The sequence below is a fragment of the Burkholderia cepacia genome (assembly GCF_029962485.1).
Lineage (GTDB): Bacteria > Pseudomonadota > Gammaproteobacteria > Burkholderiales > Burkholderiaceae > Burkholderia.
Genome location: NZ_CP073638.1, coordinates 1,630,122 through 1,651,540 on the forward strand (window position 1 = coordinate 1,630,122; position 21,419 = coordinate 1,651,540).

Genomic DNA, 21,419 nt, shown 5'->3' on the forward strand with positions numbered 1-21,419 from the left:
AAACCGGGGCTATACTCAAAGCATCTTTAACTTAAATTCACAAATCCCGTCATGGCGGATACCGTTCAGCCGGCCGATCTCGGCTTCTTCTCGACACTGGCCGCGTCGGGCAGCCTGAGCGCGGCCGCGCGCGAACTCGGGCTGACCGCGGCAGCCGTCAGCAAGCGGCTCACGCAGATGGAGCGGCGCGCGGGCGTAACGCTCGTCAACCGCACGACGCGACGGATGATGCTGACGCCCGAAGGCGACGTGTATCTCGACTACGCGCGCCGGATCCTCGACCAGATGGACGAACTCGGCGAACTGCTTGGCAGCGCGAAGCAGCGGCCGAAAGGGCTGCTGCGCGTGAACGCGACGCTCGGGTTCGGGCGCAGCCACATCGGCCCCGCGATCTCGCGCTTCGTCGCGCGCTATCCGGAGGTGTCGGTGCAGTTGCAGCTGTCGGTGATGCCGCCGCCGCTCACCGACGATGCATTCGACGTGTGCATCCGCTTCGGCGAGCCGCCCGACACGCGCGTCGTCGCGCGGCGGCTCGCGCCGAACCGCCGGCTGCTGTGCGCGGCGCCCGCCTATCTCGCGCGGCACGGCACGCCCGGCACGCCGCACGACCTCGCGCGGCACAACTGCATCGGCATCCGGCAAGGCGACGAAGGGTACGGCGTCTGGCGCCTGACGAGCGGCCGCGGCGCGGCGCGCCACACGGAGGCCGTGCGGATCAACGGCAACCTGACGACGAACGACGGCGAGATCGCGGTGAAGTGGGCGCTCGACGGACACGGGATCCTGATGCGCGCGGAGTGGGACCTGCGCGACTATCTCGCCGACGGGCGTCTGGTCGTCGTGCTGCCTGATCAAGAAACGCCGAGCGCCGACATCTACGCGGTGTATGCGCAGCGTCACCAGATGTCCACGCGGATTCGCGCGTTCGTCGATTTCCTGGCGGAAGAGCTGGGGCGGTTGAAGGCGGCGTAGGCGGCGACACGTCAAATATGGTTGTTATTTTGGCGAAATTTGTTCTAAATCGCCAAAATAATTGCATTCTCGCGCACTTGACTGGCTATGATTATCCTAACGTCACTCCAATTGCGCTAATATTCTGGCATTATCGTCACCAGAATGATGAAATATCACCATCATGGGACAGAAGACAGCACCACTCCTGCCGGTATCGAGCAAGCTGCTCGCCGAATTTGGCGAGCGGTTGAAACTGGCTCGCCTGCGCCGGAAGTTGACGGCCAAGCAGGTCGCGGAGCGCGCCGGCATGTCGCCGATGACGCTTCGTTCACTGGAAGCCGGCGGGGCGGGCGTGACCATGGGGGCGTATCTTTCCGTGATGCAGGTGCTGGGCCTCCAGAACGATCTGGAGCAGCTGGCCGCCACTGACGAAGTCGGCCGCCAGCTTCAGGACGCCCGCCTCGTCACGCCACGATCCGCCAGACAAACCTCGGCGCCTCGGTCCCCCGCAACTTCGCCCACACGCAGTCAGTACAAGCGAGCCGTCGTTCGACCCGTTGCGGAAACGGCGGTACCAGACACATCGGCGTACGGCACTACCGAACCTGGCGAGATCCGTGGCACGACGGCGGCCGATCTGGTCGCCCTGCTGAAGCCTGCGAAGCGACGGCATAGGGAGCCTTGAGGAACATGACAACGATCGGTGTCTACGCAGATTGGGAAGGGCTGCCGGAACCCCGAAAGCTCGGACTCCTGCACAGCCGCAAGACGCGAGCGCACGAGCGGTTCGAGTTCCAGTACGATCCTGCTGCGCTGGCTGCTCCCGAATTCGCCAACGTACAGATCGATCCGGGTATCGGTCTCTTCGAGGGCCCGCAGTATCCGCTTCCGCCACGGGATGCGTTCGGCGCCTTCGCCGATTCCAGCCCCGACCGGTGGGGCCGCATGCTGATGGATCGCAGGCTGGAGCGGGACATGCGTGCCGGCCAGCGGCCGGCGGGCACCCGGCTCCACGAATCGGACTACCTGCTTGGCGTTCACGATCTTTATCGTGTCGGCGCGTTGCGCTACAAGCTAGACGACACCGGCGAATTCCTCGACGATCGCCTTGATCTTGCCGCCCCTCCGTTTGCGGAAATCCGTGAACTGGAACGTGCGAGTCGCGCGCTGGAGGACGACGTCGACAACGTCGCCCCGGACGGCCGCGACTGGCTGGCGATGCTGATCGCACCCGGCGGCTCGCTCGGTGGCGCCAGGCCGAAGGCAAGCGTGGCCGACGATCTCGGCCATCTCTATATCGCCAAATTCCCGAGCGCGCGAGACGACTACGACGTAGGCGGCTGGGAAATGGTGGTGAACGCGCTGGCAGCCGGTTGCGGCTTGAACGTCGCCCAAGCCGAAGCGCGGAAATTCGCCAGCGACCATCACTGCTTCCTGGTTCGACGTTTCGATCGAACCGCGGCAGGCCGACGTCTGCATTTCGCATCGGCCATGACGATGACCGGCCACGTCGACGGCGACGACGCATCGACAGGTGTCAGCTATCTGGAATTGGCCGAAGTCCTCATGCGGCACGGTGCGCAACCGAATGCCGACTTGCGTGAGCTTTGGGCGCGCATCGTATTCAATCTGCTCGTCTCGAATACGGACGACCATCTTCGCAATCACGGATTCATGCTCGCACCGGGCGCCGGCTGGCGACTCTCCGCCGCCTACGACATGAATCCGGTCGCGATCGCCGACGGCCTCAAGCTCAACATCACGGAAGCCGACAACGCGCTCGACCTCGAACTCGCCCGCGAGGTATGCGAGTACTTCCGACTGAGCCTGAGCGACGCCGACGAAATCATCGATGATTTCCGCGGCGTCGTCAGCCAGTGGAGAACGCTCGCGATGCGACTCGCGCTTCCTGCCCGGGAACAGGAGCGCATGGCCGGGGCGTTCCACCTCGCGGACGCCTGAATTCACATCAGGCGGCGTCATGCCGTCACGCCAGTTCGGCCAGCCTGCTATCGCGATCGCAGGTGGCGATTGCCTCCGGCACCGGCCGCCACCCTGCCGCCCCCGCCGCCGCCATCCCTTCATGTTCGTGCGCGGCCTGCGCGAAACGCTCCGCGATCCAGTCGACGAATGCACGCACGCCGGGCGACACATGCGGGCGCTTCACATAGACCGCCGACACGGCAGCCGCCGCGGGCCGCCAGCGCGGCAGCACTTCCCGCAACCGCCCCGCGTCGATCAGCGGCTGCGCGGCGATGCGCGTCGGCTGGATCAGCCCGAGGCCATGCACGCCGCAGGCCAGATACGCCTGCTCGTCGTCCACGCTGACGATGCTGTCGAGCCGGATCTTGCGCACGACGTCGTCCGCGACGAAATCGAGTTCGGCCGTGCGCTGGCCGGACACCAGCGTGCCGCTGACCGCGCGGTGCGCCGTCAGCGCGTCGAGCGTGCGCGGAACGCCGAAGCGGTCGAGATACGCGGGGCTCGCGCACGTCACGCGCTCGAGCGTGCCGAGCCGGCGCGCGACGAGCGACGAATCGGGCAGCGCACCCAGCCGGATACGGCAGTCGATCGCGTCGGCGTCGCGATCGCCCGCGCGCCCGGCCACGCCCAGCATCAGCACGAGATCGGGATGCCGTGCATGAAACGCGTCGAGCGCCGGCAGCACGATCGCGCCGGCCACCGACGCCGGCACCTCGACGCGCAGCGGCCCGCTCGGGTGCCGCGCGGCGCCGCGAATGCTGGCCTCGAGCTCGTCGACGTCCGCCGTGATGCTCACGCAGCGTCGGTAATACGCGTCGCCTTCGGACGTCGCCCGCAGCGCGCGCGTCGTGCGCACCAGCAGCGGCGTGCCGAGCGCCGCTTCGAGTTCCTGCACGGTTCGCGTCGCGGTGGCGCGCGAGATGCCGAGCGCCAGCGCCGCGCGTGTAAAGCTCTTCATTTCGACGATGCGCGTAAAGATGCGCATCGCGCGGATCGGATTGTCCACCGGTCACCCCTGCGTGGTTGCGACACGCCGCGGCGCGCGTGCGCACCGTGCATGTGTGTCGTTGTCGACGAGAGCCGCGCGGCTCGCGCGGCGGCCGGTTCAGGCGTTCGCCGCCGCCATGCTGCGCGCGGGTTCCGCAAGCAGCCGCTGCGCGAGCGCCAGCGCGTCGTCGCGCGTCGCCGCCGCGTTCAGCGGATAGCCCCAGACCTTCTCGAACGTGCCCGAAAATGCATCGAGCGCGACACGCCGTGCCGCATCCGGCTCGATCGCGATCATCGCGGGGATCCACTCGCGCGACTGCGCGCGGTTGGCCTTGCTCCACTTCGCGAGCTGCTTGCGCATCTCGTGATCGGTGTCGCCTCGATCGTCGCCGGACGGCGCATCGTCGGTCAGAAGAACGAAGCGTTCGCCGCGCGCCAGCAGCGCATCGAGCTCGGCGATCAGTTGGGCCGGTTCGAGGTGCGTCGAACCGCTGTAACGCAGCCAGACAAACGGGAATTCAGTCGTGGTGATTTGCATGTCGACCCCCAGATGAGAACGATTCTCATTTTATGGATCGAGGCCAAACACGTCATTTCTCATCCCGGCCAACTGCTTTTTCAATCCGGCCAAACGTGCGTGAACGCCGGTGCGGCCCGGTCGTTCAGCGCTGCCGGTCGGTCAGGAATTGCGTGGGCGACTTGCCGGTCGCCTTGCGGAACATCGTCACGAAGCTGCTCGCGCTCTCGTAGCCGAGGTCGATCGCGATCTGGTGCACGCGGCGGCCGGTCGTCAGCATCCGCAGCGACAGCGCGACGTGCAGCCGCCGGCGCCAGTCGCCGAGGCTCATCCCGAGCTCCTTCGTCGCGAGGCGTGTGAGGCTGCGCTCGCTGACGCCCGCGCGCCGCGCGAGTTCGGGCAGCGGCGACTTGTCGGCCGGATCGTCGAGCAGATGGTCGATCAGCTTGCGCAGCCGGCGGTCGGTCGGCATCGGCAGGTACAGGTCCTCGACCGGCGCCGCCACGAGTTCGTCGAGCAGCGTCGCCATCAGCCGCCCTTGCGGCCCGTCGACGTCGTACAGGTTCGGGAAGCTCGCGGCTTTCAGCAGCAGTTCGCGCAGCAGCGGCGACACGGACAGCGTGCAGCAGCGCGCCGGCAGGTCGAGCGCGGCGTCGGGTTCGACCAGCACCGCATAGAAGGTCGCACCGGCCGAGCCGCGCGCGGCGTGCGGGACGTCGCCAGGAATCCATACCGTGCATTGCGGCGGCGCGCTCCACACGCCGCCGTCGATCTCGCAATAGACGACGCCACTCAGCGTGTAAAGCAACTGCGCCTGGCGATGGCGGTGCCGCTCCAGCCGCCATTCGGGCTCCACGACCGAGCCGCCGAACACGACGAGCGGACGCGGCACGTGATAGACGTCGGCGTCCGCGGCGGGATCGGTGGTCGGTGGAAGCTCGCGCATGAAACGATGGGCGGTGGAAGAAGCCGGACGCCCTGCTGCGCGTCCTTTCGTGCTTATACCAGAAAGGCGCCCGTGCGGCCGGGTCGTTCAACGGCGCGTCAGCGGCCGTGCGCCGAACCGAATACAATGCCCCGATCCCCCGCCGCTGCGCCAAACTGCCGGAGCCGCCATGTTCGACCTGACCACGCTGACCACCTTCACGGCCGTCGTTCTGGGCTTGTTCCTGATCCCCGGCCCCGCCGTGCTGCTCGTGCTGAGCCGCACCGTGCAGGGCGGGCGCAAGACCGGCATCCTGACCGGCCTCGGCGTCGCGAGCGGTGACTTCGTGCACACGCTGTTCGCGGCCGTCGGGCTGTCCGCGCTGCTGATGACGTCGGCGCTCGCGTTCAACGTCGTGAAACTGGTCGGCGCCGCGTACCTGATCTATCTCGGCGTGCGTGCGCTGCTGGAGAAGGCGTCCGATCCGTCGCTGCCGCAAGTGTCGCCCGTCACGCCGCTCAAGGCGTACCTGCAGGCCATTCCCGCCGAAGTGCTGAATCCGAAGACCGCGCTGTTCTTTCTCGCGTTCATGCCGCAGTTCGTGCATCCGGAGCGCGGCTCGACGTTCGTGCAGTTCGCGGTGCTCGGGCTGATCTTCGTCGTGCTCAGCTCGCTCTACACGACGCTCATCGCGTGCTCGATCCGCCCGCTCGGCCGCATCGTGAAACGGCTCACGTGGCTCACGCGCTGGCAGGGCAAGATCATCGGTTCGATCTTCATCGCGCTCGGGCTGCGCGTGGCCGTGCAGCAGCGGTAAGCCCGGCAAGCGGCTCGCCCCGCACGGCGAGCGCGGACGGACCAGACAACAACTCGACAACCACCGGCAGCGACGCCCCGATCCATGGCCGCTTCCCCTCGCGTATCGCGCACCCGCACCACCCGGCGCCTGACGTGGATACTCGGCGTCGCCGCCGCGAGCACGATTGCAGCCTGGTGGCTGCTGACACCCCGCGATCCAAAGCCCCGCGACGTCCTGGCACCGCCCGGCACCTCGCACGTCACGATCGCACTGAGCGATCTCTACATGCCGTTCCTGTCGCCCGGGGAAAATGCCGATCTGCGCAGCCGGCTGCCCGACAGCGTCGAGATCGTCGCGCACTACACGCGCACGACCACCACCTACAGCCTGCTGTCGTGCAGCTATGGCCTCGGGTGCTTGCCCGATCCGCAATGGAACCAGCACACCGACGAGGAAGTGCGCCGTCTGACCGCCACGGTCACGCCGCGACGCGGCCTCGACACGTTGCGCACGATCGGCTTCGACCTGCCGCACCGGATCGACGACGGCTTCTCGATCGCGTCGTTTGCCGTGGTGCTGTCGCCCGGCGCGCTACCGCGCCAGCCCGGCTACCAAGCGCTCGTCTCGAGAAGCGGGGAGGCCCATGCCAAACCGCTCGGAGACAACGGCCCACTGCTCGACTATAGCGTGCGCTTCGACGCGCAGGACACGGGCCACGACGCAGGGGCAGGCTCGCGCAACGTGCAGGACTGCCTCAATACGATTTTGCCGATCGCCCTCCCCGGGGTGAGCGTTCCGATCGTCACGACGCTCACGACCAGTACGCCGAGCATGTCGCTCACCGGCAGCACGCGCTGCCCGATGCCGGATGCTCTGGCCAATGCCATTCCCGGCTACGACGTGACGCCCGGCATCAACGTGCCTGCGGTACCGGGGCGGTTGCCGCCGAGCCGGATCGCCGCCGCGCAGGTTGCGCTCGACCTGGATCACCATGACGGCGCCACGCTGCTGTCGGGCCCCTTCACGCCGACGCCCGCGATGGTGCGCTGGTATCACCGGAATGACGAAGGGCCGGACGCGTACCTGATCGAATTCGGTCCGTATCGCCAGCTCGAGGTCCGCATGCGCTTCGACAACGCGCATCCGGTGAACGGGTTGCTGCCGATCCGTACCGAACGCTGGACCTTCTTCGACGACGCGCTGGTCGGCTACACCGCCGACATCAACTACTTCGTCGATACGCAGAAGGGCATCGTCATCTTCAACACGCATTGGGACCAATATTTCCACGATGGCAAGACCGTGTTCACGCAGACAACATCGCGACCATGCGACGACGCGGTTTCCTGCGGCAACGACGTGGCGGGCAACCCGGAAGCGCAGGCGGTCAGCGGCGCGGTGCGGGCCGCCGGCCGCGATGCGCTCGCCGAGATCAGAGACTGGATGACGCGGCCCTACGATGCGCTGCAGGCCGAAGCGCACGCATACCTGCAATTTCGCGGGGTGCTGAAGCCGGTTGCCGATCGTTGACGTCTCGCCTGCCGATGCCGACCATCGAAGACGCCCTCTACACCGACCCACGCCTCGTCGCGGTCTACGACCTGTTCAACGCGGATGATCGGGATTTCGCGTTCTACGCGTCCGTGATCGGCACCTCGCCGCAACGCATCCTCGATCTCGGCTGCGGCACCGGCACGTTCGCGCGCCGGCTCGCGACAGCCGGGCATGACGTCGTCGCGATCGATCCGGCGCCCGCAATGATCGAATACGCTCGACGCCAGCCGCACGCCGACACCGTGCGCTGGTTCGCGTGCGAACTCGGTGGCCTGCCGCCCGGCGCGCCGTTCGATTCGGTCGTGATGACCGGGCATGCGTTCCAGTGCCTGCTGACCGATGACGAAATCGACGTCGTGCTGCACGGCGTGCGACGCGTACTCGCCGATGGCGGCCGCTTCCTGTTCGACACCCGCAACCCGCGCATCGAGCCGTGGCGTGCGTGGACACCCGCGCATTCGGCACGCCGCGTCGAATCGCGCGACTTCGGCAGCGTCGATCTCCATCACGCGGTGCGTGCGGTCGACCGCGCGATCGTGACGTTCGACACGCACTACCGCTTCCACCGCGACGATACGGTGCTGACGAACACGAGCCGGCTGCGTTTCATCGCGCAACCCGAATTGCAGGCACGCGTGGCGGCAGCCGGATTCGCGTCGGCCGACTGGTACGGCGACTGGCAGCATGCGCCATTCGACGAAGCGGCCAGCGCGGAGATCATCGCGATCTGCCGCGCTTAAGTGCGCTTGCGTGCGCGAGCATCGACGACGTCAGCCCGCAATGGGCAGCGCATCGACCGCATACGCGTGGCGAATCGTGCGGCCCAGCACTGGATCTTCCAACTCGACCTCGAAGCGCTCGGCCGGCCGGATGCCGCCGATCGCCGCAAGCGTACCGCACAGCATCGCGGTGCCGTCGACGAAGCGGCCGTCATCGCGCGCGAACTGTGCGATCAGGTCGTCCGGTGCGCGCATCGCGGTCACCTTGCCTTCCTGGTACAGCACGCGCTCGCCGTCGATCGTCGCGTACGCGCGCAGCACGAGCTGATCCCAGTGCCCGGCCACGTCGTCGAACTTCCATAGCGTGCTCGCGCACGGCTTGCCGCACATCTGCTTCGAGACGGTGATCCCGTACGTCTCGACTTCGCGGTCGGTGTGATCGGACGCGATGCCGACGAACGTCTCGCCGCCGTCGCGCACCAGCACGAATTCCGCTTCGCCGCTGCTCTGCCCGCCCGACACCTGGATCGCGGGTGACGGGCCGAGGCGATCGGCCGCGACGCGGTAGAACACCGGTGTCGTCGCCGGGCGCTTGACGCCCAGTTCCTCCAGCTCGCGGATGTGCTTCTCCATGGCGACCGTGTCGCGTCCGGTCCAGCCCGCGATCACGAGCGTGTCGATCGCGATCGCGCGCTCGGTACGGCCGTCGCGACCGTCGATCGCGAACGTAATGGTTTTCATCGAATGCTCCTCGTGGCGGGCAGAGCACGATATGGCGCTGCCCGCGATGTGTCGTGAATGGCCGCGCTTATGCCGGGTCGTAGTAGTGGATCTCCAGCAGCACGCAGCCGCCGTTCGATTTGAACGGGCCGTGCCATGCACCGGGCGGACGCACCGCGTACGTGTAGCCGTTGAACGGCGTGCCGCCGTCGCCGTGCTCGTCGTTGCCGACGGTCAGGTCGCCTTCGACCAGAAACACTTCTTCCCAGTAGTCGTGCACGAACGGCTTCTTCGTATGCAGCCCGGCAGGCAGTCGCAGCAGGCGCGTGCGGCTGCCGCGCTTGCGCTCGGTATCGAGCGCGCCGGACAGGATCAGCTCCTGCGCGCCGGATGCGGGGTCATAGCCTTCCGGCAGTTGCCAGTCGCGCTGCATGTCCAGCGTATGGAATTCGTCGTGAAGCTTGTTGATGGCCATCTGTCTCTCCTGAATGCGATAGCGGGTGAAGTTGGACGCGACCGGACGCGTCAAGCGGCGCGCGGCGTCGACAGTTCCTGGTTCAGCGAATAGCTGCCGAGCATCGAATCGACGAGATGCGACGCGCGCTGCCAGTCGTACGTGCGGTACGCATGCCCCTTCGTGACGAACGACGCACCCGCATAGAACAGTTCGTACTGGTTGTGGCGCGACGCGAATTCGGAGCCGACCGCGTCCCACGCGAGCTTGAAGAACTTCACGCGCTCCTCGGACGAGCACACCGGCGACTTCTGCGTCTTCTCGATGATGCGCAGCAGGTCGGGGTTCTCGAAATCGCGCACGCTGGACGGCAGCATGATCATTCCGCCGCCGGCGAGCTCGCGCAGCGTGTTGAGCACCTTCGAATACAGCTGCTGCGTGACGACCTGCGAGCCGTACAGCATGTTGCGGTCGGGCACGTAGAAGCCGTTGACGACCGTGCCCTTCGCCTCCATCCCGTAGACCCACGCCTCGACCATCGACGCTTCGGCCGCGAGCTGGCCCAGCGTCTCGCGCACCTGCGGGAACGTGTTCGTCCCGTTGACCTCGGAGATCTTCAAGCCGAGCCCGACCAGGAAGCGCAGCTTCGTCATCAGGCGCACCTGGCATTGATAGTTCTGGTACACGTGGGCCGGCGTCGCGTGAAACTGCTTCGCGCACATCGCCGTATTGCCGGCGACGAAGATCCGTTCCCACGGCACCTTCACGTCGTCGAAGTACAGCACCGCGTCGTTCTCGTCGAAGCGGCTCGACAGCGGGTTGTCGAACACCGATGTCGCGTTTTCCTCGTACGACTTGCGCGACATGATCTTCATGCCCTTCGCGTTCATCGGCACCGCAAACGACAGCGCGTACATCTCGTCGCCTTCGCGCAGCGGCTGGATGCAGCTGCAGAACACCTCGTTCGCCATGATTCCGCTTGTCGCGAGCATCTTCGCGCCGCGCACCGTGATGCCTTCGGCGTCCTGATCGACGATGCCGACTGCGAGGTACTTGTCTTCCTGTTCGTGCGCGCTCTTCGACTGGTTCGCCTGAGGATTCACGATCACGTAGGTCAGGAACAGGTCGTTGTCGCGTGCGTAACGGTAGTAGTCGCGCAGCGCGCCTGCACGGGCGGGGTCGTATTGCTCGAACACGTCGGCGCCCATATACATGCCCGACAGGCACGACGCAACGTGGTCGGGCGAACGGCCCATGAAGCCGTAATGCAGCTCAGACCACGCCTCCAGCGCGGTACGGCGCTCGAGCAGTTCGTCATAGGACGTCGGCAGTTGCCAGATCCGGCTCACGCGGTTGCCCGTGTCGGGCGACACGAACGTCATCTTCTCGACGTTTTCGTCGCGCGCCTGGTAGTCGTACAGGCTCGCGTAGCTGCGAATCGAATTGCGGAATGCTGCATGCGCGGTCACGTCGCCGACCGGCTGGCCGTTCAGGTAAACCTGCCGACCGTCGCGCAGCGACGCGATGTGCTGAGTCCCGTTCTTGATCATGATGTCCTCCTGGGTGGAATGAATCGTGGGTTGCGTTCACACGGACGGCGCGTGCGCGCCGTCGAGCGCGCGGTAGCGACCGCCGAAGAAGATCAGCGGGCGCCCTTCCGAGCGCGCGCGATGTCGCGTCACGCGGCCGACGAAGATCACGTGGTCGCCGCCGTCGTACTGCGCATAGGGTTCGCATTCGAACGTCGCGAGTGCGTCGGGCAGCAGCACCGCGCCGTCGTCGTCCGTCGCGCCGGCGCGCCAGCCCCATTTGTCGCCGTTCGCTTTCGCAAAGCAGTTCGACAGGTGCTGCTGCGTCTCGTCGAGCACGTTGACCGCGTAGCCGCGCGCGCCGGCCAGGTCGCCAAGGCTCAGGCTGCGGCGATCGACCGAGAACAGGATCAGCGGCGGATCCAGCGAGACCGAATTGAACGACGCGACCGTGATGCCGACCGGCATCCCCTCCTTGCGCGGTGCGGTAATCACCGCGACACCCGTCGCGAACATCGACAACGCACTGCGAAAGCGCCGCTGCTCGTCAGCGCCCGCGCCGGCTCCGGCATGGTTCTCGCTCATCTCGTCCTCCTTGGGTTGCATCGCCGGATCCCGCCGTGGAATCCGGCCCAACAAAGCACCGTTATTTAGCTTTGTTATTTAGCTTTTATTAAATGTAAACACAAAGGCGGGTTCAAGCTGTCGTAAACCCTGACCTTGAAAGCTTTGTTTGAAAGACAACCCTACTGGCGTGATGGATGTTGCGCGGCGCCCGTGAATGTCCACGTACACTGCGGCAACCGTATTCCCCGGCTTTCGCGATCCGCGAGAGACCCGCTTTCCGGAGCCCTTTCGATGTCATCTCGTCCGATCTACATGGACTACAGTGCGACGACACCCGTCGATCCGCGCGTGGTCGACAAAATGGTGCCATTCCTGCACGAGCGGTTCGGCAACCCCGCTTCACGCAGCCACAGCTATGGCTGGGATGCCGAGCAGGCCGTCGAGGAAGCGCGCGCGCACGTCGCCGCACTGCTGGGCGCGGACCCGCGCGAAATCGTGTGGACGTCCGGCGCGACCGAAGGCAACAACCTCGCGATCAAGGGAGCCGCGCACTTCTACCAGGGCCGCGGCAGGCATCTCGTCACGGTGAAGACCGAGCACAAGGCCGTGCTCGATACGTGCCGCGAACTCGAACGGCAGGGCTTCGACGTCACGTACCTCGACGTGCGGGAAGACGGCCTCGTCGATCTCGATGCGCTGCGGCAGGCGCTGCGCGGCGACACGATCCTGGTGTCGGTGATGCTCGCGAACAATGAAACGGGCGTGATCCAGCCGGTTGCCGAGATCGGTGCGCTGTGCCGCGCGCGCGGCATCGTGTTCCACTGCGACGCCGTGCAGGCGGCCGGCAAGATTCCGGTGGACGTCAATGCGCTGAATGTCGACCTGCTGACGGTGACCGCGCACAAGGTGTACGGCCCGAAGGGGATCGGCGCGCTGTACGTGCGCCGCAAGCCGCGCGTGCGCATCGAAGCGCAGATGCACGGCGGCGGCCACGAGCGCGGGATGCGCTCGGGCACGCTGCCGACGCACCAGATCGTCGGGATGGGCGAAGCGTTTCGGCTTGCGAAGGAAGAGATGGGAGAAGAAAGCCGCCGCGTCGGCGCGTTGCGCGACCGGCTGCTGGCCGGGCTGTCGACGCTCGACGAGGTTTACGTGAACGGCGACCTGACGCAGCGGATTCCGCACAACCTGAACGTCAGCTTCAACTTCGTCGAAGGCGAATCGCTGATCATGGGGATCAAGGGCGTGGCGGTATCGTCAGGCTCCGCGTGTACGTCGGCGTCGCTGGAGCCGTCTTACGTGCTGCGTGCGCTCGGCCGCAGCGACGAACTCGCGCACAGCTCGATCCGTTTCACGCTCGGCCGCTTCACGACCGAAGCCGAAGTCGACAGCGTGATCGCACAGGTGCGCGACACGGTCGGCAAGCTGCGCGCGCTGAGCCCGTTGTGGGACATGCATCTGGAAGGGGTCGACCTGAACACGATCGAGTGGGCCGCGCACTGAGTGTGGCCGAGGCGCCGCGCCGGCCCGCGGCCGGCGTGCGTCAGCTTTTTTCCTGGCGCGCGATCATGTGCGCGAGATCGAGCGTCGCGCGATCGCCGTTGGTGACGAGGCGGTCGATCACCGAGCACATCACCTTGAATTCGGTCTTGGTCACGCCCTCGAACAGCACGTTGTTGATCCGTTGCTGGGTGGGCGCCAGCGCCTTCAGCAGCTTCGTGCCGGCCGACGTGACCGTGAGCCGCATCTTGCGCTTGTCGTCCGGGTCCGCTCGCTTGTCGATCAGGCCGAGCTTCTTGAGCTTGCCGGTTTCGATCGTCACGAACGCGCCGCTCAGGTGCAGGTGATCGGCCAGGCGGTTGACGGTCACGACGTCGTCGTGAGACAGGTGCGCGACCGACACGAGCAACGAATACTGAATGCCGGTCAGCCCGGCGATCGAGCCGAAACCGTCGCGCACCGACAGCAGGCGCGCCGCGAACGGCAACAGCCCGTTGATCAGGTGACGGAATTCCGTGTCCGTGCCGTCGATCAGGCAGGCCGGGTTGGTAATGGTCAGAACGGACTCCTCTTGCTGCTTGGCCATGACGTCGACGCTCCGTGCAGTCATGCGAATTTAGCTTTGAAACGAAATTATACGGCAAAGGCACATGCACCCCCGACCAGGTCCGGCGGCCCGCATGCGGCCCGATTTTCCGACACTGGAGGTTCGACCATGCCCTTCCCGCTTCATCCCGCGACGGTTCGCGCGCTGCTCGAATGCTATCTGCGCGCGAAAGACCTGAACCGGCCCGCACTGATCGCCGACTGCTTCGCGGCCGATGCCGAGCTGAGCTTTTCGCTCGCCAACGACGATATCGATTTTCCGCCGCGCGTGACGGGCGCGGGCGCCATCGCGCGCACGCTCGTCAAGGAATTCGGCGAGCGGTTCGAGCGGTGCCGCACCTATTACGTCTGCACGGAACCGGATGTCGACAAACATGGCGTCAGCAACATGCCGTGGCTCGTCGCGATGCGGCAGAAGGACAGCGGCGCGCTGCGGATCGGGCATGGCACGTATCGCTGGCAGTTCGCGGGAGATGACAACGGTGATGACGTTGTGCGGATCGCCGCGCTGCACATTCATATCGCGCGGATGGATACGGTCGACGATCCGCAATCGCTGAAGCTCGGCGCGCTGCATGCGGCGTTCGGGTATCCGTGGCTGCCGGCGCGTGCGTTTGCGCACGGGCTGGCGGATGTCGCGGCGGCTCACCCGGATTGGGGATTCCTGGCGCCGTTTCACGACGCGGCGACTGCGGCGGCCTGACCGATCACGCCGGCCGCGCCGCTCGTCATGCCCCGTCGAGCGCCTGCCTCGCCGCCTCCCAATCGAGCCCGAACCGCGCGAGATACTTGCGCAGCCGGTCCGCATCGTTCGGCTGCTTCTTGCTCTGCCGCGACACCGCGAACAGCGTGCGCCCTGCTTCCGACAGGCTCGCCGAAGTGCGACACACGTCGAGCACGCGTTCGAGCTGCGCCCGGTCGAACAGGTCGAGTTCCGCCGCGCGCGTACCGAACACCGCGTCAACGCACGATTCCGACACACCCGCGCCGCCCGGCGACGACCACGTGCGCGTCAGCCGCTCGACTTCCTGCTCGGCAAGCGCCTCGGTAATCCGCCCTGCATCGGCCAGCGTCGCCATCCGCGTGACCGACGCCGACAGTTCGCGGAAGTTGCCGGCCCACGTTGCGCGCGGTGACGCCGCGAACGCGAGATAGCGCCGCTTCGCCTCCACGTTGAATCGCACCTGCTCGCCCTGCTCGCGGCCGAAGCGATCGAGTTCGAATTCGAGATTCGGCTCGATGTCCTCGCGGCGTTCGGCGAGCCCCGGCAGTTCGTACGTCCACAGATTGATCCGCGCATAGAGATCCTCGCGGAACGTGCCGGCCGCCACCATCTGCCGCAGGTCGCGATGCGTGCCCGCAATCAGCTCGAAATCGCTGGTCGCCTCGACGTCCGCGCCGACCGGCAGGAAACGCTTCTCCTCGATCGCCTTCAGCAGCATCGCCTGCTCGTCGAGCCCGAGCTCACCGATCTCGTCGAGAAACAGCAGCCCGCCGTCCGCCGCGCGCAGCAGGCCCGCGCGCGCCGTCTGCGCGCCCGTGAACGCGCCCTTCACGTGCCCGAACAGCGTCGACATCGCCGCGTCGCCGCGCAGCGTCGCGCAGTTGATCTCGATGAACGGCCCCGCGAGCCGATGGCGGCCGCGCTTCAGCTCGTACACGCGCTTCGCGAGAAACGATTTGCCGGCGCCCGTCGGCCCGACCAGCAGCATCGGCGCGCGCGAACGCACGGCCACGCGCTCCAGTTGCTCGATCAGCGCATTGAAACGCGCGTTGCGCGTGGCGATGCCGGCCTTCAGGAACGACACCGTTTCGTCGCGCTCCCGCGTGAAGCGTTGCGCGATCCGGTTGTAGCGCGACAGGTCAAGATCGATCACCGATATCGTGCCCGGCCCGCTCGGGCCCTCGTCGGTCCGCTGCGGCGGCCCCGTCTGCACGAGCCGTGCGGGCAGGTAGCGCGCTTCCGCCAGCAGGAACCAGCAGATTTGCGCGACGTGCGTGCCGGTCGTGATGTGGATCAGGTAATCCTCGTGCTCGAGGTCGAACGGATATGCGCGTGCGAAGTCGTGCAGCGTCGCGTAGACCTCCTCGAAATCCCACGGATCGTGGATCGTGACCGGCGTGAGCCGCACGTCGGTATGCGGCGACAGTTGCGCGAGATCCTCCCGCACGTGGCTCGCGAGACGCAGGTACTCCTTCGGATACAGCAGTTCGAGCCGGTCGATCGGCTGGCCGGGATGCTCGCACAGCGAAATCGTCGGCCGCCATTTCGGGTAGCGACGCGCCGTGCGATCGCCCTGATCGAGCACGATACCGAGAAAACCGATGGCAACGGTCTTTCGCATGTTTATCTCACCGGATAAAAAACGATCCGATTGTATCGGAATTTCGCGATGACGCGAGACGGGGCGCACCGACAACCAATGAATCGCATCAAATAAAATCCCTTTATTTTCAATGAATTAAAAAATATCCCGAGCGCAAACACGCCCACTGGCACGCTCCTCGCTTAATAGAACACGCCGGATGTCCCGCTGGCCCGCGAGTCAGGGTTCAACAAGCCCTGCTGGTGCGCCGCCGCCGAACCTCGTTCGTCGCGGTAGCGCATGCCGCCATGGACAGATGAAGGCAAAGGGGCGCGCGCCAGGATGCCTCGTCCGGGTTCGAATCCCGGAGCGCCCATTGTTCGGAAGCTCAGCCAGGTGGAGCAGCCGGCGAAAGCCGGCCGGTGGCGGGTTCGAATCCCGCTCGAACACTGTCCGTAAAGACAGTCTTGTGATGAAAGCAGTACCCGCCGGTGCGGGCCGACAGGCCCGCCGCGCGTCGGACCGGTCAAGGTTCCGCGCGATCGGCCGGGCGGCCGCACGGCCCGCGCGAATGCGCACGACGACGCGATGCAGGATGCGTCGCTGTGTGCTTCGACGCCGGCCAGCGCGCCGCCCGCCCGATCGCGTCGCACCCCGATTCGCACGATGCGCGTCACCCGGCGGCCGTTGAAAAAAAGGACAAAAATATGTGGAAGCGTCATGTAGTGAAAAAGAACGAACGCGCGCTGCTGATGAGCGAAGGCGATTTCGTGAAGGTGCTGGAACCGGGCGTGTTCAAGGCTTTCGATCCGTTCAAGCGTCTGTCGGTGCAGACCGCGCGTCTCGACGCGCCGCTCGCCGACGCCGCGCTGGCCGACTACCTGCGTCACGACGCACCTGACGTGCTCGCGCGGTACTTCGTCGCGATGGATCTCGCCGACGACGAAGCGGGCCTGCGCTATGAAGACGACGTGCTCGTCGAGATCCTGGCGCCGGGCACGCGCCGGCTGTACTGGCGCGGCCTGACCGCGCACCGCCTCGAACGCGTCGACCTCGCGCAGGACAGCATGCTGCCGGCCGCGCTCGTGAAGCGCATCGCGCAACCGGCGCTGCGGGCACGCGGCGTGGCGGGCCTGACGGGCGTACTGCTGGCGCAGGTGCCGGCGTACCACGTCGGCGTGCTGAAGATCGACGGCAAGATCGAGCGGTTGCTGGACGCGGGTACGTCGGCGTTCTGGCGCTTCAACCGCGACGTCGCGGTCGAACTCGTCGACCTGCGCCTGCAGGCGATCGAAGTCGGCGGACAGGAAATCCTGACGCGTGACAAGGTCGCGCTGCGGTTGAACCTGTCGGCGACGTGGTGCTATGCAGACGTGCTGCGTGCATTCGGCCAGTTGCAGAAGCCGGTCGAGCACCTGTATCGCGAGCTGCAGTTCGCACTGCGCTCGGCGGTCGGCACGCGCTCGCTCGATGAACTGCTGGAGGACAAGCAGTCGATCGACGAGGTCGTGATCGCACAGGTGCGTGCCCGTCTCGGCGATTCGGGCGTGGACGTGCGCAGCGTCGGCGTGAAGGATATCGTGCTGCCGGGCGACATGAAGACGATCCTCGCGCAGGTGGTCGAGGCGGAGAAATCCGCGCAGGCGAACGTGATTCGCCGCCGCGAGGAAACGGCGGCCACGCGTTCGCTGCTGAACACCGCGAAGGTGATGGAAGAAAACCCGACCGCGCTGCGGCTCAAGGAGCTGGAAACGCTCGAGCGCGTCGCGGAACGGATCGACCGCATCTCGGTGTTCGGCGGTCTCGACCAGGTGCTGAACGGACTCGTCAGCATCAAGGGCACGTAATGCAGGACACGGCGCGGCACGCGTGTGCCGCGCCGGACAACGAAATGAATGGTGAAGCAAATGAATGACATGGGTTACCAGGTGATGGAACTGGCGAACGGCAAGCCGGTGAAGATGTGGACGCAAGGCGTCGCCGTCGAGGACGAAGCGCGCGCGCAGCTGCGCAACACCGCGCAGATGCCGTTCGTCTTCAGCCACATCGCGGTGATGCCGGACGTCCACCTCGGCAAGGGCTCGACGATCGGCAGCGTGATTCCGACGAAGGGCGCGATCATCCCGGCCGCGGTCGGCGTCGATATCGGCTGCGGGATGATGGCGGCACGCACGACGCTGACGGCGTCCGACCTGCCGGATTCGCTCGCGGGGCTGCGCGGCGCGATCGAGCGCGCGGTGCCGCACGGCCGCGCGCCGGGCCGTCGCGATCCGGGCGCGTGGGGCGATCGCACGCCGGCCGCCGTGACCGAATCGTGGAAGTCGCTGCTGCCGGGTTTCCAGCGGATCGTCGACAAGTATCCGAAGCTGGAAAAGACGAACCACTACGCGCATCTCGGCACGCTGGGCACCGGCAATCACTTCATCGAAGTGTGCATCGACGAAGCGGACCACGTGTGGTTCATGCTGCACAGCGGCTCGCGCGGCGTCGGCAATGCGATCGGCAGCCTGTTCATCGAACTCGCGCAGGCCGACATGCGTCAGCACATCGCAAACCTGCCGGATCGCAACCTCGCGTATTTCACCGAAGGCAGCCGGCACTTCGACGACTACGTCGAAGCGGTCGGATGGGCGCAGGACTATGCGCGGCGCAATCGGCAGGCGATGATGGACGCGGTGATCGCCGCGGCGCGCAGCGTGATCGCGAAGCCGTTCGCGGTCGACGAGCACGCGGTGAACTGCCACCACAACTACGTGCAACGCGAACGCCACTTCGGCGAAGACGTGCTCGTGACGCGCAAGGGCGCGGTGTCCGCGCAGAAGGGGCAACTGGGGATCATTCCGGGCTCGATGGGCGCGAAGAGCTTCATCGTGCGCGGGCTCGGCAACCCGGAAAGCTTCTGCTCGTGCAGCCACGGCGCGGGCCGGACGATGAGCCGCACCGAAGCGAAGCGCCGCTTCACGGCTGACGACCAGGCGCAAGCCACGCAAGGCGTCGAATGCCGGAAGGACGCGGGCGTCGTCGACGAAATCCCGATGGCCTACAAGGACATCGACGCGGTGATGGCGGCCCAGCGCAGCCTCGTCGAAGTGGTGCACACGCTGCGTCAGGTGGTGTGCGTGAAGGGATAGCATGGGGCGGCGTGTCGATGCCCGACATGTTCCCGTGCGACATCATCGAAGGTCGATGACAAGCAAACGGCGCGGTGCCTGGCGGCATCGCGCCGTTTGTCCGTCTGCAGCGGCCTCCGCGCGGCCAGCAACGCACGCACCCGCGTACTACGAGCCGCCACATCGGGCGCCTCCCGTCGCAGCGGTATACTTGACGCCGTTCGCGCCGCTGCACTCGACCTGCACCGCTTGCTGACGATGCGCTTGCAGTCCGGCATCTTCCGCCCGCCCTTTCACCGTCGATACGAACCGTCATGTCGCACCGTTTTTCGCTTGCCCTCGCCGTCCTCCTCGCCGTTTCCCCATTCGCCGCACAGGCCCGTCCGCTCGCGCGGCCGCCGGTCGAGCGCGATTTCAAGAACTGGGCAGTTGTCTGCGACAACGGCAATCGCTGCATCGCCGAAAGCCATGCGGACGATATCGACGATGCACGCCCCACCCTCATCCTGCGCGTGACGCGCGATGCCGGCCCCGATGCGCAACCGTCGCTCGACCTCTACGCGTCGGCGCCGCTGGACCTGCGTACCGCACGCGTCGACGGCCGCCCGTTCGATGCGGTGCCGGCCCAATGGCATGCGTTCGGCGACAAGACCGACGACGAAGCACACCCGTTCCGGGTCCGCACGAGCGATCCGGCAACGGTTGCCGCGTGGCTTTCCGCGTCGCGCAACGCACAGCTGCTGAGCTTCGGCGATCCGGCGTCGGCGCACACCGCGCGTACGCCGTTGTCGGGGCTGAATGCCGCGCTGCTGCTGATCGACGATACGCAGGGCCGTGTCGGCACGGTCACCGCGCTGCTGCGCCCCGGTACCAAGCCTGCGTCGTCGGTGCCGTCCGCACCGGCGCTGCCGCCCGCCGTCACGCCGGCGCCGCCGCCCGTCGCCAACCTGTCGGCAGCAGAACAGCGTCCGCTCGTCGACGCGGTGCTTGCGAAATTCGGCACGGACGTGAAGCAATGCGCGGCCGATGTCGAAGACGAAATGTCGGCAAGCGATCGCAGGAAGGCGTCGACCGCCGTCGCGATCTCGGCCGACGAGGCGCTCGTCGCGATCCCGTGCCAGACCAGCAGCATGTATAACCACACCGATCTGTGGTATCGCATCCGCCGCACCGCACCGTACGCGCCGACGGCCCTGAATTTCGGCGAATACGCGAATGCGGGCCTCGATTCGGCGTCGTTTCCGAATGAACTCACCGACGCCGGCTACGATCCGTCGAGCGCGATGCTGTCGAGCAAGGTCCGGTTGCGCAGTGCCGGCGATTGCGGCTCGACCGCGTCGTGGATCTTCGACGGCCGGCGCTTCCTGCTCGCCGACATCGCAACGCACGGCACCTGCAACGGCCTGTTCCAGGATCAGTGGCCACGCCTGTATCGCCGCGCCGACGCGAGCACAAGCGCGCACTGACGCATCACGTCACGCGCCGACGATCGAGATCGAGAACCCGTCCCAGCCCTTCTGCCCGACCGTCTGCACGGCCGTCGTCGTGAGCGACGGCTCGGCCACGAGGCGCGCGAACCCGTCGCGCACGCCGACCACGTCGGGCTCGCGATTGTCCGGGTCGGCCACGCGCCCGCGCCGCACGACGTTGTCGACGACGATCACCGTGCCGGGCCGCGACAGCTTCAGCGCCGCGTCGAGATAGACCGCGTTGTTGTCCTTGTCCGCATCGATGAAGATGAAATCGAACGGCGCCTCACCGGCGTCGACGAGCCGCGCGAGGCTGTCTTTCGCGCTGCCGACCACCACCGACACGACCTCCGCGAACCCGGCGCGCGCGATGTTCTGCGTCGCGACCTTCGCATGCTCGGGGTTCAGTTCGAGCGTCACGAGCGTGCCGCCGGGCGGCAATGCGCGCGCGAGCCAGATCGTGCTGTAGCCGCCGAGCGTGCCGACCTCGAGAATGCGGCGCGCGCCGCGGATCGTCGCGAGCAGCTGCAGCAGCTTGCCCTGGTTCGGCGCGACGTTGATCGCGGGCAGCCCGGCCGCGTCGCTTGCCGCCAGCGCGGCATCGAGCGCGTCGTCGGACGGCACGAGCGTTGCGGAGAAATACGCATCCACCTGGTTCCACTGATCCTGATCCATCGCGCACCTTTCGTCTGCGGAAAAAGGCATTCTATGCGCGACGTC

General features: G+C 66.5%; 21 protein-coding genes and 1 tRNA gene. 12 read left to right on the forward strand and 10 right to left on the reverse strand.

Annotated features, from left to right (window positions below; all coding sequences use genetic code 11):
* Nucleotides 1-51: 51 nt before the first annotated feature.
* The 3 genes from KEC55_RS23595 (at nt 52) to KEC55_RS23605 (ending at nt 2,916) form a co-directional block, all read left to right on the forward strand.
* Nucleotides 52-972, forward strand: a complete 921-nt coding sequence (locus KEC55_RS23595) for a LysR substrate-binding domain-containing protein (RefSeq protein ID WP_282511337.1) — start codon at nt 52-54, stop codon at nt 970-972.
* Between the two features lie 163 nt (nt 973-1,135).
* The gene (locus tag KEC55_RS23600; RefSeq protein WP_282511339.1) at nt 1,136-1,639 is read left to right on the forward strand and encodes a helix-turn-helix domain-containing protein; all 504 of its coding nucleotides are present in this window, start codon (nt 1,136-1,138) and stop codon (nt 1,637-1,639) included.
* A gap of 5 nt (nt 1,640-1,644) precedes the next feature.
* Nucleotides 1,645-2,916: a type II toxin-antitoxin system HipA family toxin gene (locus KEC55_RS23605; RefSeq protein WP_282511341.1), complete on the forward strand. Its 1,272-nt coding sequence runs from the start codon at nt 1,645-1,647 to the stop codon at nt 2,914-2,916.
* 25 nt (nt 2,917-2,941) lie between these two features.
* Here the strand turns inward: KEC55_RS23605 and KEC55_RS23610 are convergent, their stop codons facing one another.
* The 3 genes from KEC55_RS23610 to KEC55_RS23620 all read right to left on the reverse strand — a co-directional run bounded on the left by KEC55_RS23610 (nt 2,942) and on the right by KEC55_RS23620 (nt 5,387).
* Complete coding sequence (locus KEC55_RS23610; protein WP_282511342.1) at nt 2,942-3,943, reverse strand: LysR family transcriptional regulator; 1,002 nt, start codon at nt 3,941-3,943, stop codon at nt 2,942-2,944.
* A 99-nt stretch (nt 3,944-4,042) separates the two neighbouring features.
* Nucleotides 4,043-4,462, reverse strand: coding sequence for an ATP--cob(I)alamin adenosyltransferase (locus KEC55_RS23615; RefSeq protein ID WP_282507544.1), 420 nt, complete (start codon nt 4,460-4,462; stop codon nt 4,043-4,045).
* 124 nt (nt 4,463-4,586) lie between these two features.
* The gene (locus KEC55_RS23620) at nt 4,587-5,387 is read right to left on the reverse strand and encodes an AraC family transcriptional regulator (protein ID WP_282507545.1); all 801 of its coding nucleotides are present in this window, start codon (nt 5,385-5,387) and stop codon (nt 4,587-4,589) included.
* 169 nt (nt 5,388-5,556) lie between these two features.
* Between KEC55_RS23620 and KEC55_RS23625 the strand changes: the two genes are divergently transcribed.
* From KEC55_RS23625 to KEC55_RS23635, 3 genes are all read left to right on the forward strand, one after another.
* Nucleotides 5,557-6,183 carry a LysE family translocator gene (locus tag KEC55_RS23625; protein ID WP_059237464.1) on the forward strand — a complete coding sequence of 209 codons (627 nt, stop codon included), beginning with the start codon at nt 5,557-5,559 and terminating at the stop codon, nt 6,181-6,183.
* A gap of 84 nt (nt 6,184-6,267) precedes the next feature.
* Entirely contained in the window at nt 6,268-7,695 is a 1,428-nt protein-coding gene (locus KEC55_RS23630) for a hypothetical protein (protein ID WP_282507546.1), read from the forward strand.
* A 14-nt stretch (nt 7,696-7,709) separates the two neighbouring features.
* Nucleotides 7,710-8,459, forward strand: coding sequence for a class I SAM-dependent methyltransferase (locus KEC55_RS23635; RefSeq protein ID WP_282507547.1), 750 nt, complete (start codon nt 7,710-7,712; stop codon nt 8,457-8,459).
* A 30-nt stretch (nt 8,460-8,489) separates the two neighbouring features.
* Here KEC55_RS23635 and KEC55_RS23640 read toward each other — a convergent pair whose 3' ends face one another.
* The 4 genes from KEC55_RS23640 to KEC55_RS23655 all read right to left on the reverse strand — a co-directional run bounded on the left by KEC55_RS23640 (nt 8,490) and on the right by KEC55_RS23655 (nt 11,726).
* Nucleotides 8,490-9,179 (reverse strand): DUF2848 domain-containing protein, encoded by a 690-nt coding sequence (locus tag KEC55_RS23640; RefSeq protein WP_282507548.1) that lies wholly within the window; start codon nt 9,177-9,179, stop codon nt 8,490-8,492.
* A gap of 67 nt (nt 9,180-9,246) precedes the next feature.
* Nucleotides 9,247-9,633 (reverse strand): cupin, encoded by a 387-nt coding sequence (locus KEC55_RS23645; protein WP_176046148.1) that lies wholly within the window; start codon nt 9,631-9,633, stop codon nt 9,247-9,249.
* 50 nt (nt 9,634-9,683) lie between these two features.
* Nucleotides 9,684-11,162, reverse strand: a complete 1,479-nt coding sequence (locus KEC55_RS23650) for a 4-hydroxyphenylacetate 3-hydroxylase family protein (protein WP_282507549.1) — start codon at nt 11,160-11,162, stop codon at nt 9,684-9,686.
* Between the two features lie 36 nt (nt 11,163-11,198).
* Nucleotides 11,199-11,726 carry a flavin reductase family protein gene (locus KEC55_RS23655; RefSeq protein ID WP_282507550.1) on the reverse strand — a complete coding sequence of 176 codons (528 nt, stop codon included), beginning with the start codon at nt 11,724-11,726 and terminating at the stop codon, nt 11,199-11,201.
* A 273-nt stretch (nt 11,727-11,999) separates the two neighbouring features.
* Here KEC55_RS23655 and KEC55_RS23660 point away from each other — a divergent pair, with 273 nt between their 5' ends.
* The gene (locus tag KEC55_RS23660; protein ID WP_282507551.1) at nt 12,000-13,211 is read left to right on the forward strand and encodes an IscS subfamily cysteine desulfurase; all 1,212 of its coding nucleotides are present in this window, start codon (nt 12,000-12,002) and stop codon (nt 13,209-13,211) included.
* 40 nt (nt 13,212-13,251) lie between these two features.
* Here the strand turns inward: KEC55_RS23660 and KEC55_RS23665 are convergent, their stop codons facing one another.
* On the reverse strand, nt 13,252-13,794 hold the full coding sequence (locus tag KEC55_RS23665; protein WP_176046152.1) for a MarR family winged helix-turn-helix transcriptional regulator: 543 nt from the start codon (nt 13,792-13,794) through the stop codon (nt 13,252-13,254).
* 129 nt (nt 13,795-13,923) lie between these two features.
* Between KEC55_RS23665 and KEC55_RS23670 the strand changes: the two genes are divergently transcribed.
* Nucleotides 13,924-14,517 carry a nuclear transport factor 2 family protein gene (locus KEC55_RS23670; RefSeq protein ID WP_282507552.1) on the forward strand — a complete coding sequence of 198 codons (594 nt, stop codon included), beginning with the start codon at nt 13,924-13,926 and terminating at the stop codon, nt 14,515-14,517.
* A gap of 25 nt (nt 14,518-14,542) precedes the next feature.
* Here KEC55_RS23670 and rtcR read toward each other — a convergent pair whose 3' ends face one another.
* Complete coding sequence (gene rtcR / locus KEC55_RS23675) at nt 14,543-16,159, reverse strand: RNA repair transcriptional activator RtcR (RefSeq protein ID WP_282507553.1); 1,617 nt, start codon at nt 16,157-16,159, stop codon at nt 14,543-14,545.
* 338 nt (nt 16,160-16,497) lie between these two features.
* Here rtcR and KEC55_RS23680 point away from each other — a divergent pair.
* The 4 genes from KEC55_RS23680 (at nt 16,498) to KEC55_RS23695 (ending at nt 20,696) form a co-directional block, all read left to right on the forward strand.
* Nucleotides 16,498-16,570, forward strand: a tRNA-Phe gene (locus tag KEC55_RS23680).
* Between the two features lie 257 nt (nt 16,571-16,827).
* Entirely contained in the window at nt 16,828-17,967 is a 1,140-nt protein-coding gene (locus tag KEC55_RS23685) for a slipin family protein (protein WP_282507554.1), read from the forward strand.
* Nucleotides 17,968-18,027: 60 nt separating this feature from the next.
* A complete protein-coding gene (locus KEC55_RS23690) occupies nt 18,028-19,251 on the forward strand; it encodes an RtcB family protein (RefSeq protein WP_282507555.1) in 1,224 nt (407 codons plus the stop codon).
* 293 nt (nt 19,252-19,544) lie between these two features.
* A complete protein-coding gene (locus KEC55_RS23695) occupies nt 19,545-20,696 on the forward strand; it encodes a DUF1176 domain-containing protein (RefSeq protein ID WP_282507556.1) in 1,152 nt (383 codons plus the stop codon).
* A gap of 9 nt (nt 20,697-20,705) precedes the next feature.
* Here KEC55_RS23695 and KEC55_RS23700 read toward each other — a convergent pair whose 3' ends face one another.
* On the reverse strand, nt 20,706-21,374 hold the full coding sequence (locus KEC55_RS23700) for an O-methyltransferase (protein WP_282507557.1): 669 nt from the start codon (nt 21,372-21,374) through the stop codon (nt 20,706-20,708).
* Nucleotides 21,375-21,419: the final 45 nt, after the last annotated feature.

What these genes read in the sequence shown, in the direction of transcription:
- KEC55_RS23685 (WP_282507554.1), top strand. Translation starts at nt 16,828, where the DNA reads ATGTGGAAGCGTCATGTAGTGAAAAAGAACGAACGCGCGCTGCTGATG.
- KEC55_RS23625 (WP_059237464.1), top strand. Translation starts at nt 5,557, where the DNA reads ATGTTCGACCTGACCACGCTGACCACCTTCACGGCCGTCGTTCTGGGC.
- KEC55_RS23665 (WP_176046152.1), bottom strand. Translation starts at nt 13,794, where the DNA reads ATGGCCAAGCAGCAAGAGGAGTCCGTTCTGACCATTACCAACCCGGCC.
- KEC55_RS23635 (WP_282507547.1), top strand. Translation starts at nt 7,710, where the DNA reads ATGCCGACCATCGAAGACGCCCTCTACACCGACCCACGCCTCGTCGCG.
- rtcR (WP_282507553.1), bottom strand. Translation starts at nt 16,159, where the DNA reads ATGCGAAAGACCGTTGCCATCGGTTTTCTCGGTATCGTGCTCGATCAG.
- KEC55_RS23690 (WP_282507555.1), top strand. Translation starts at nt 18,028, where the DNA reads ATGAATGACATGGGTTACCAGGTGATGGAACTGGCGAACGGCAAGCCG.
- KEC55_RS23630 (WP_282507546.1), top strand. Translation starts at nt 6,268, where the DNA reads ATGGCCGCTTCCCCTCGCGTATCGCGCACCCGCACCACCCGGCGCCTG.
- KEC55_RS23670 (WP_282507552.1), top strand. Translation starts at nt 13,924, where the DNA reads ATGCCCTTCCCGCTTCATCCCGCGACGGTTCGCGCGCTGCTCGAATGC.
- KEC55_RS23695 (WP_282507556.1), top strand. Translation starts at nt 19,545, where the DNA reads ATGTCGCACCGTTTTTCGCTTGCCCTCGCCGTCCTCCTCGCCGTTTCC.
- KEC55_RS23640 (WP_282507548.1), bottom strand. Translation starts at nt 9,179, where the DNA reads ATGAAAACCATTACGTTCGCGATCGACGGTCGCGACGGCCGTACCGAG.
- KEC55_RS23620 (WP_282507545.1), bottom strand. Translation starts at nt 5,387, where the DNA reads ATGCGCGAGCTTCCACCGACCACCGATCCCGCCGCGGACGCCGACGTC.
- KEC55_RS23645 (WP_176046148.1), bottom strand. Translation starts at nt 9,633, where the DNA reads ATGGCCATCAACAAGCTTCACGACGAATTCCATACGCTGGACATGCAG.
- KEC55_RS23605 (WP_282511341.1), top strand. Translation starts at nt 1,645, where the DNA reads ATGACAACGATCGGTGTCTACGCAGATTGGGAAGGGCTGCCGGAACCC.
- KEC55_RS23600 (WP_282511339.1), top strand. Translation starts at nt 1,136, where the DNA reads ATGGGACAGAAGACAGCACCACTCCTGCCGGTATCGAGCAAGCTGCTC.
- KEC55_RS23595 (WP_282511337.1), top strand. Translation starts at nt 52, where the DNA reads ATGGCGGATACCGTTCAGCCGGCCGATCTCGGCTTCTTCTCGACACTG.
- KEC55_RS23655 (WP_282507550.1), bottom strand. Translation starts at nt 11,726, where the DNA reads ATGAGCGAGAACCATGCCGGAGCCGGCGCGGGCGCTGACGAGCAGCGG.
- KEC55_RS23615 (WP_282507544.1), bottom strand. Translation starts at nt 4,462, where the DNA reads ATGCAAATCACCACGACTGAATTCCCGTTTGTCTGGCTGCGTTACAGC.
- KEC55_RS23660 (WP_282507551.1), top strand. Translation starts at nt 12,000, where the DNA reads ATGTCATCTCGTCCGATCTACATGGACTACAGTGCGACGACACCCGTC.
- KEC55_RS23700 (WP_282507557.1), bottom strand. Translation starts at nt 21,374, where the DNA reads ATGGATCAGGATCAGTGGAACCAGGTGGATGCGTATTTCTCCGCAACG.
- KEC55_RS23650 (WP_282507549.1), bottom strand. Translation starts at nt 11,162, where the DNA reads ATGATCAAGAACGGGACTCAGCACATCGCGTCGCTGCGCGACGGTCGG.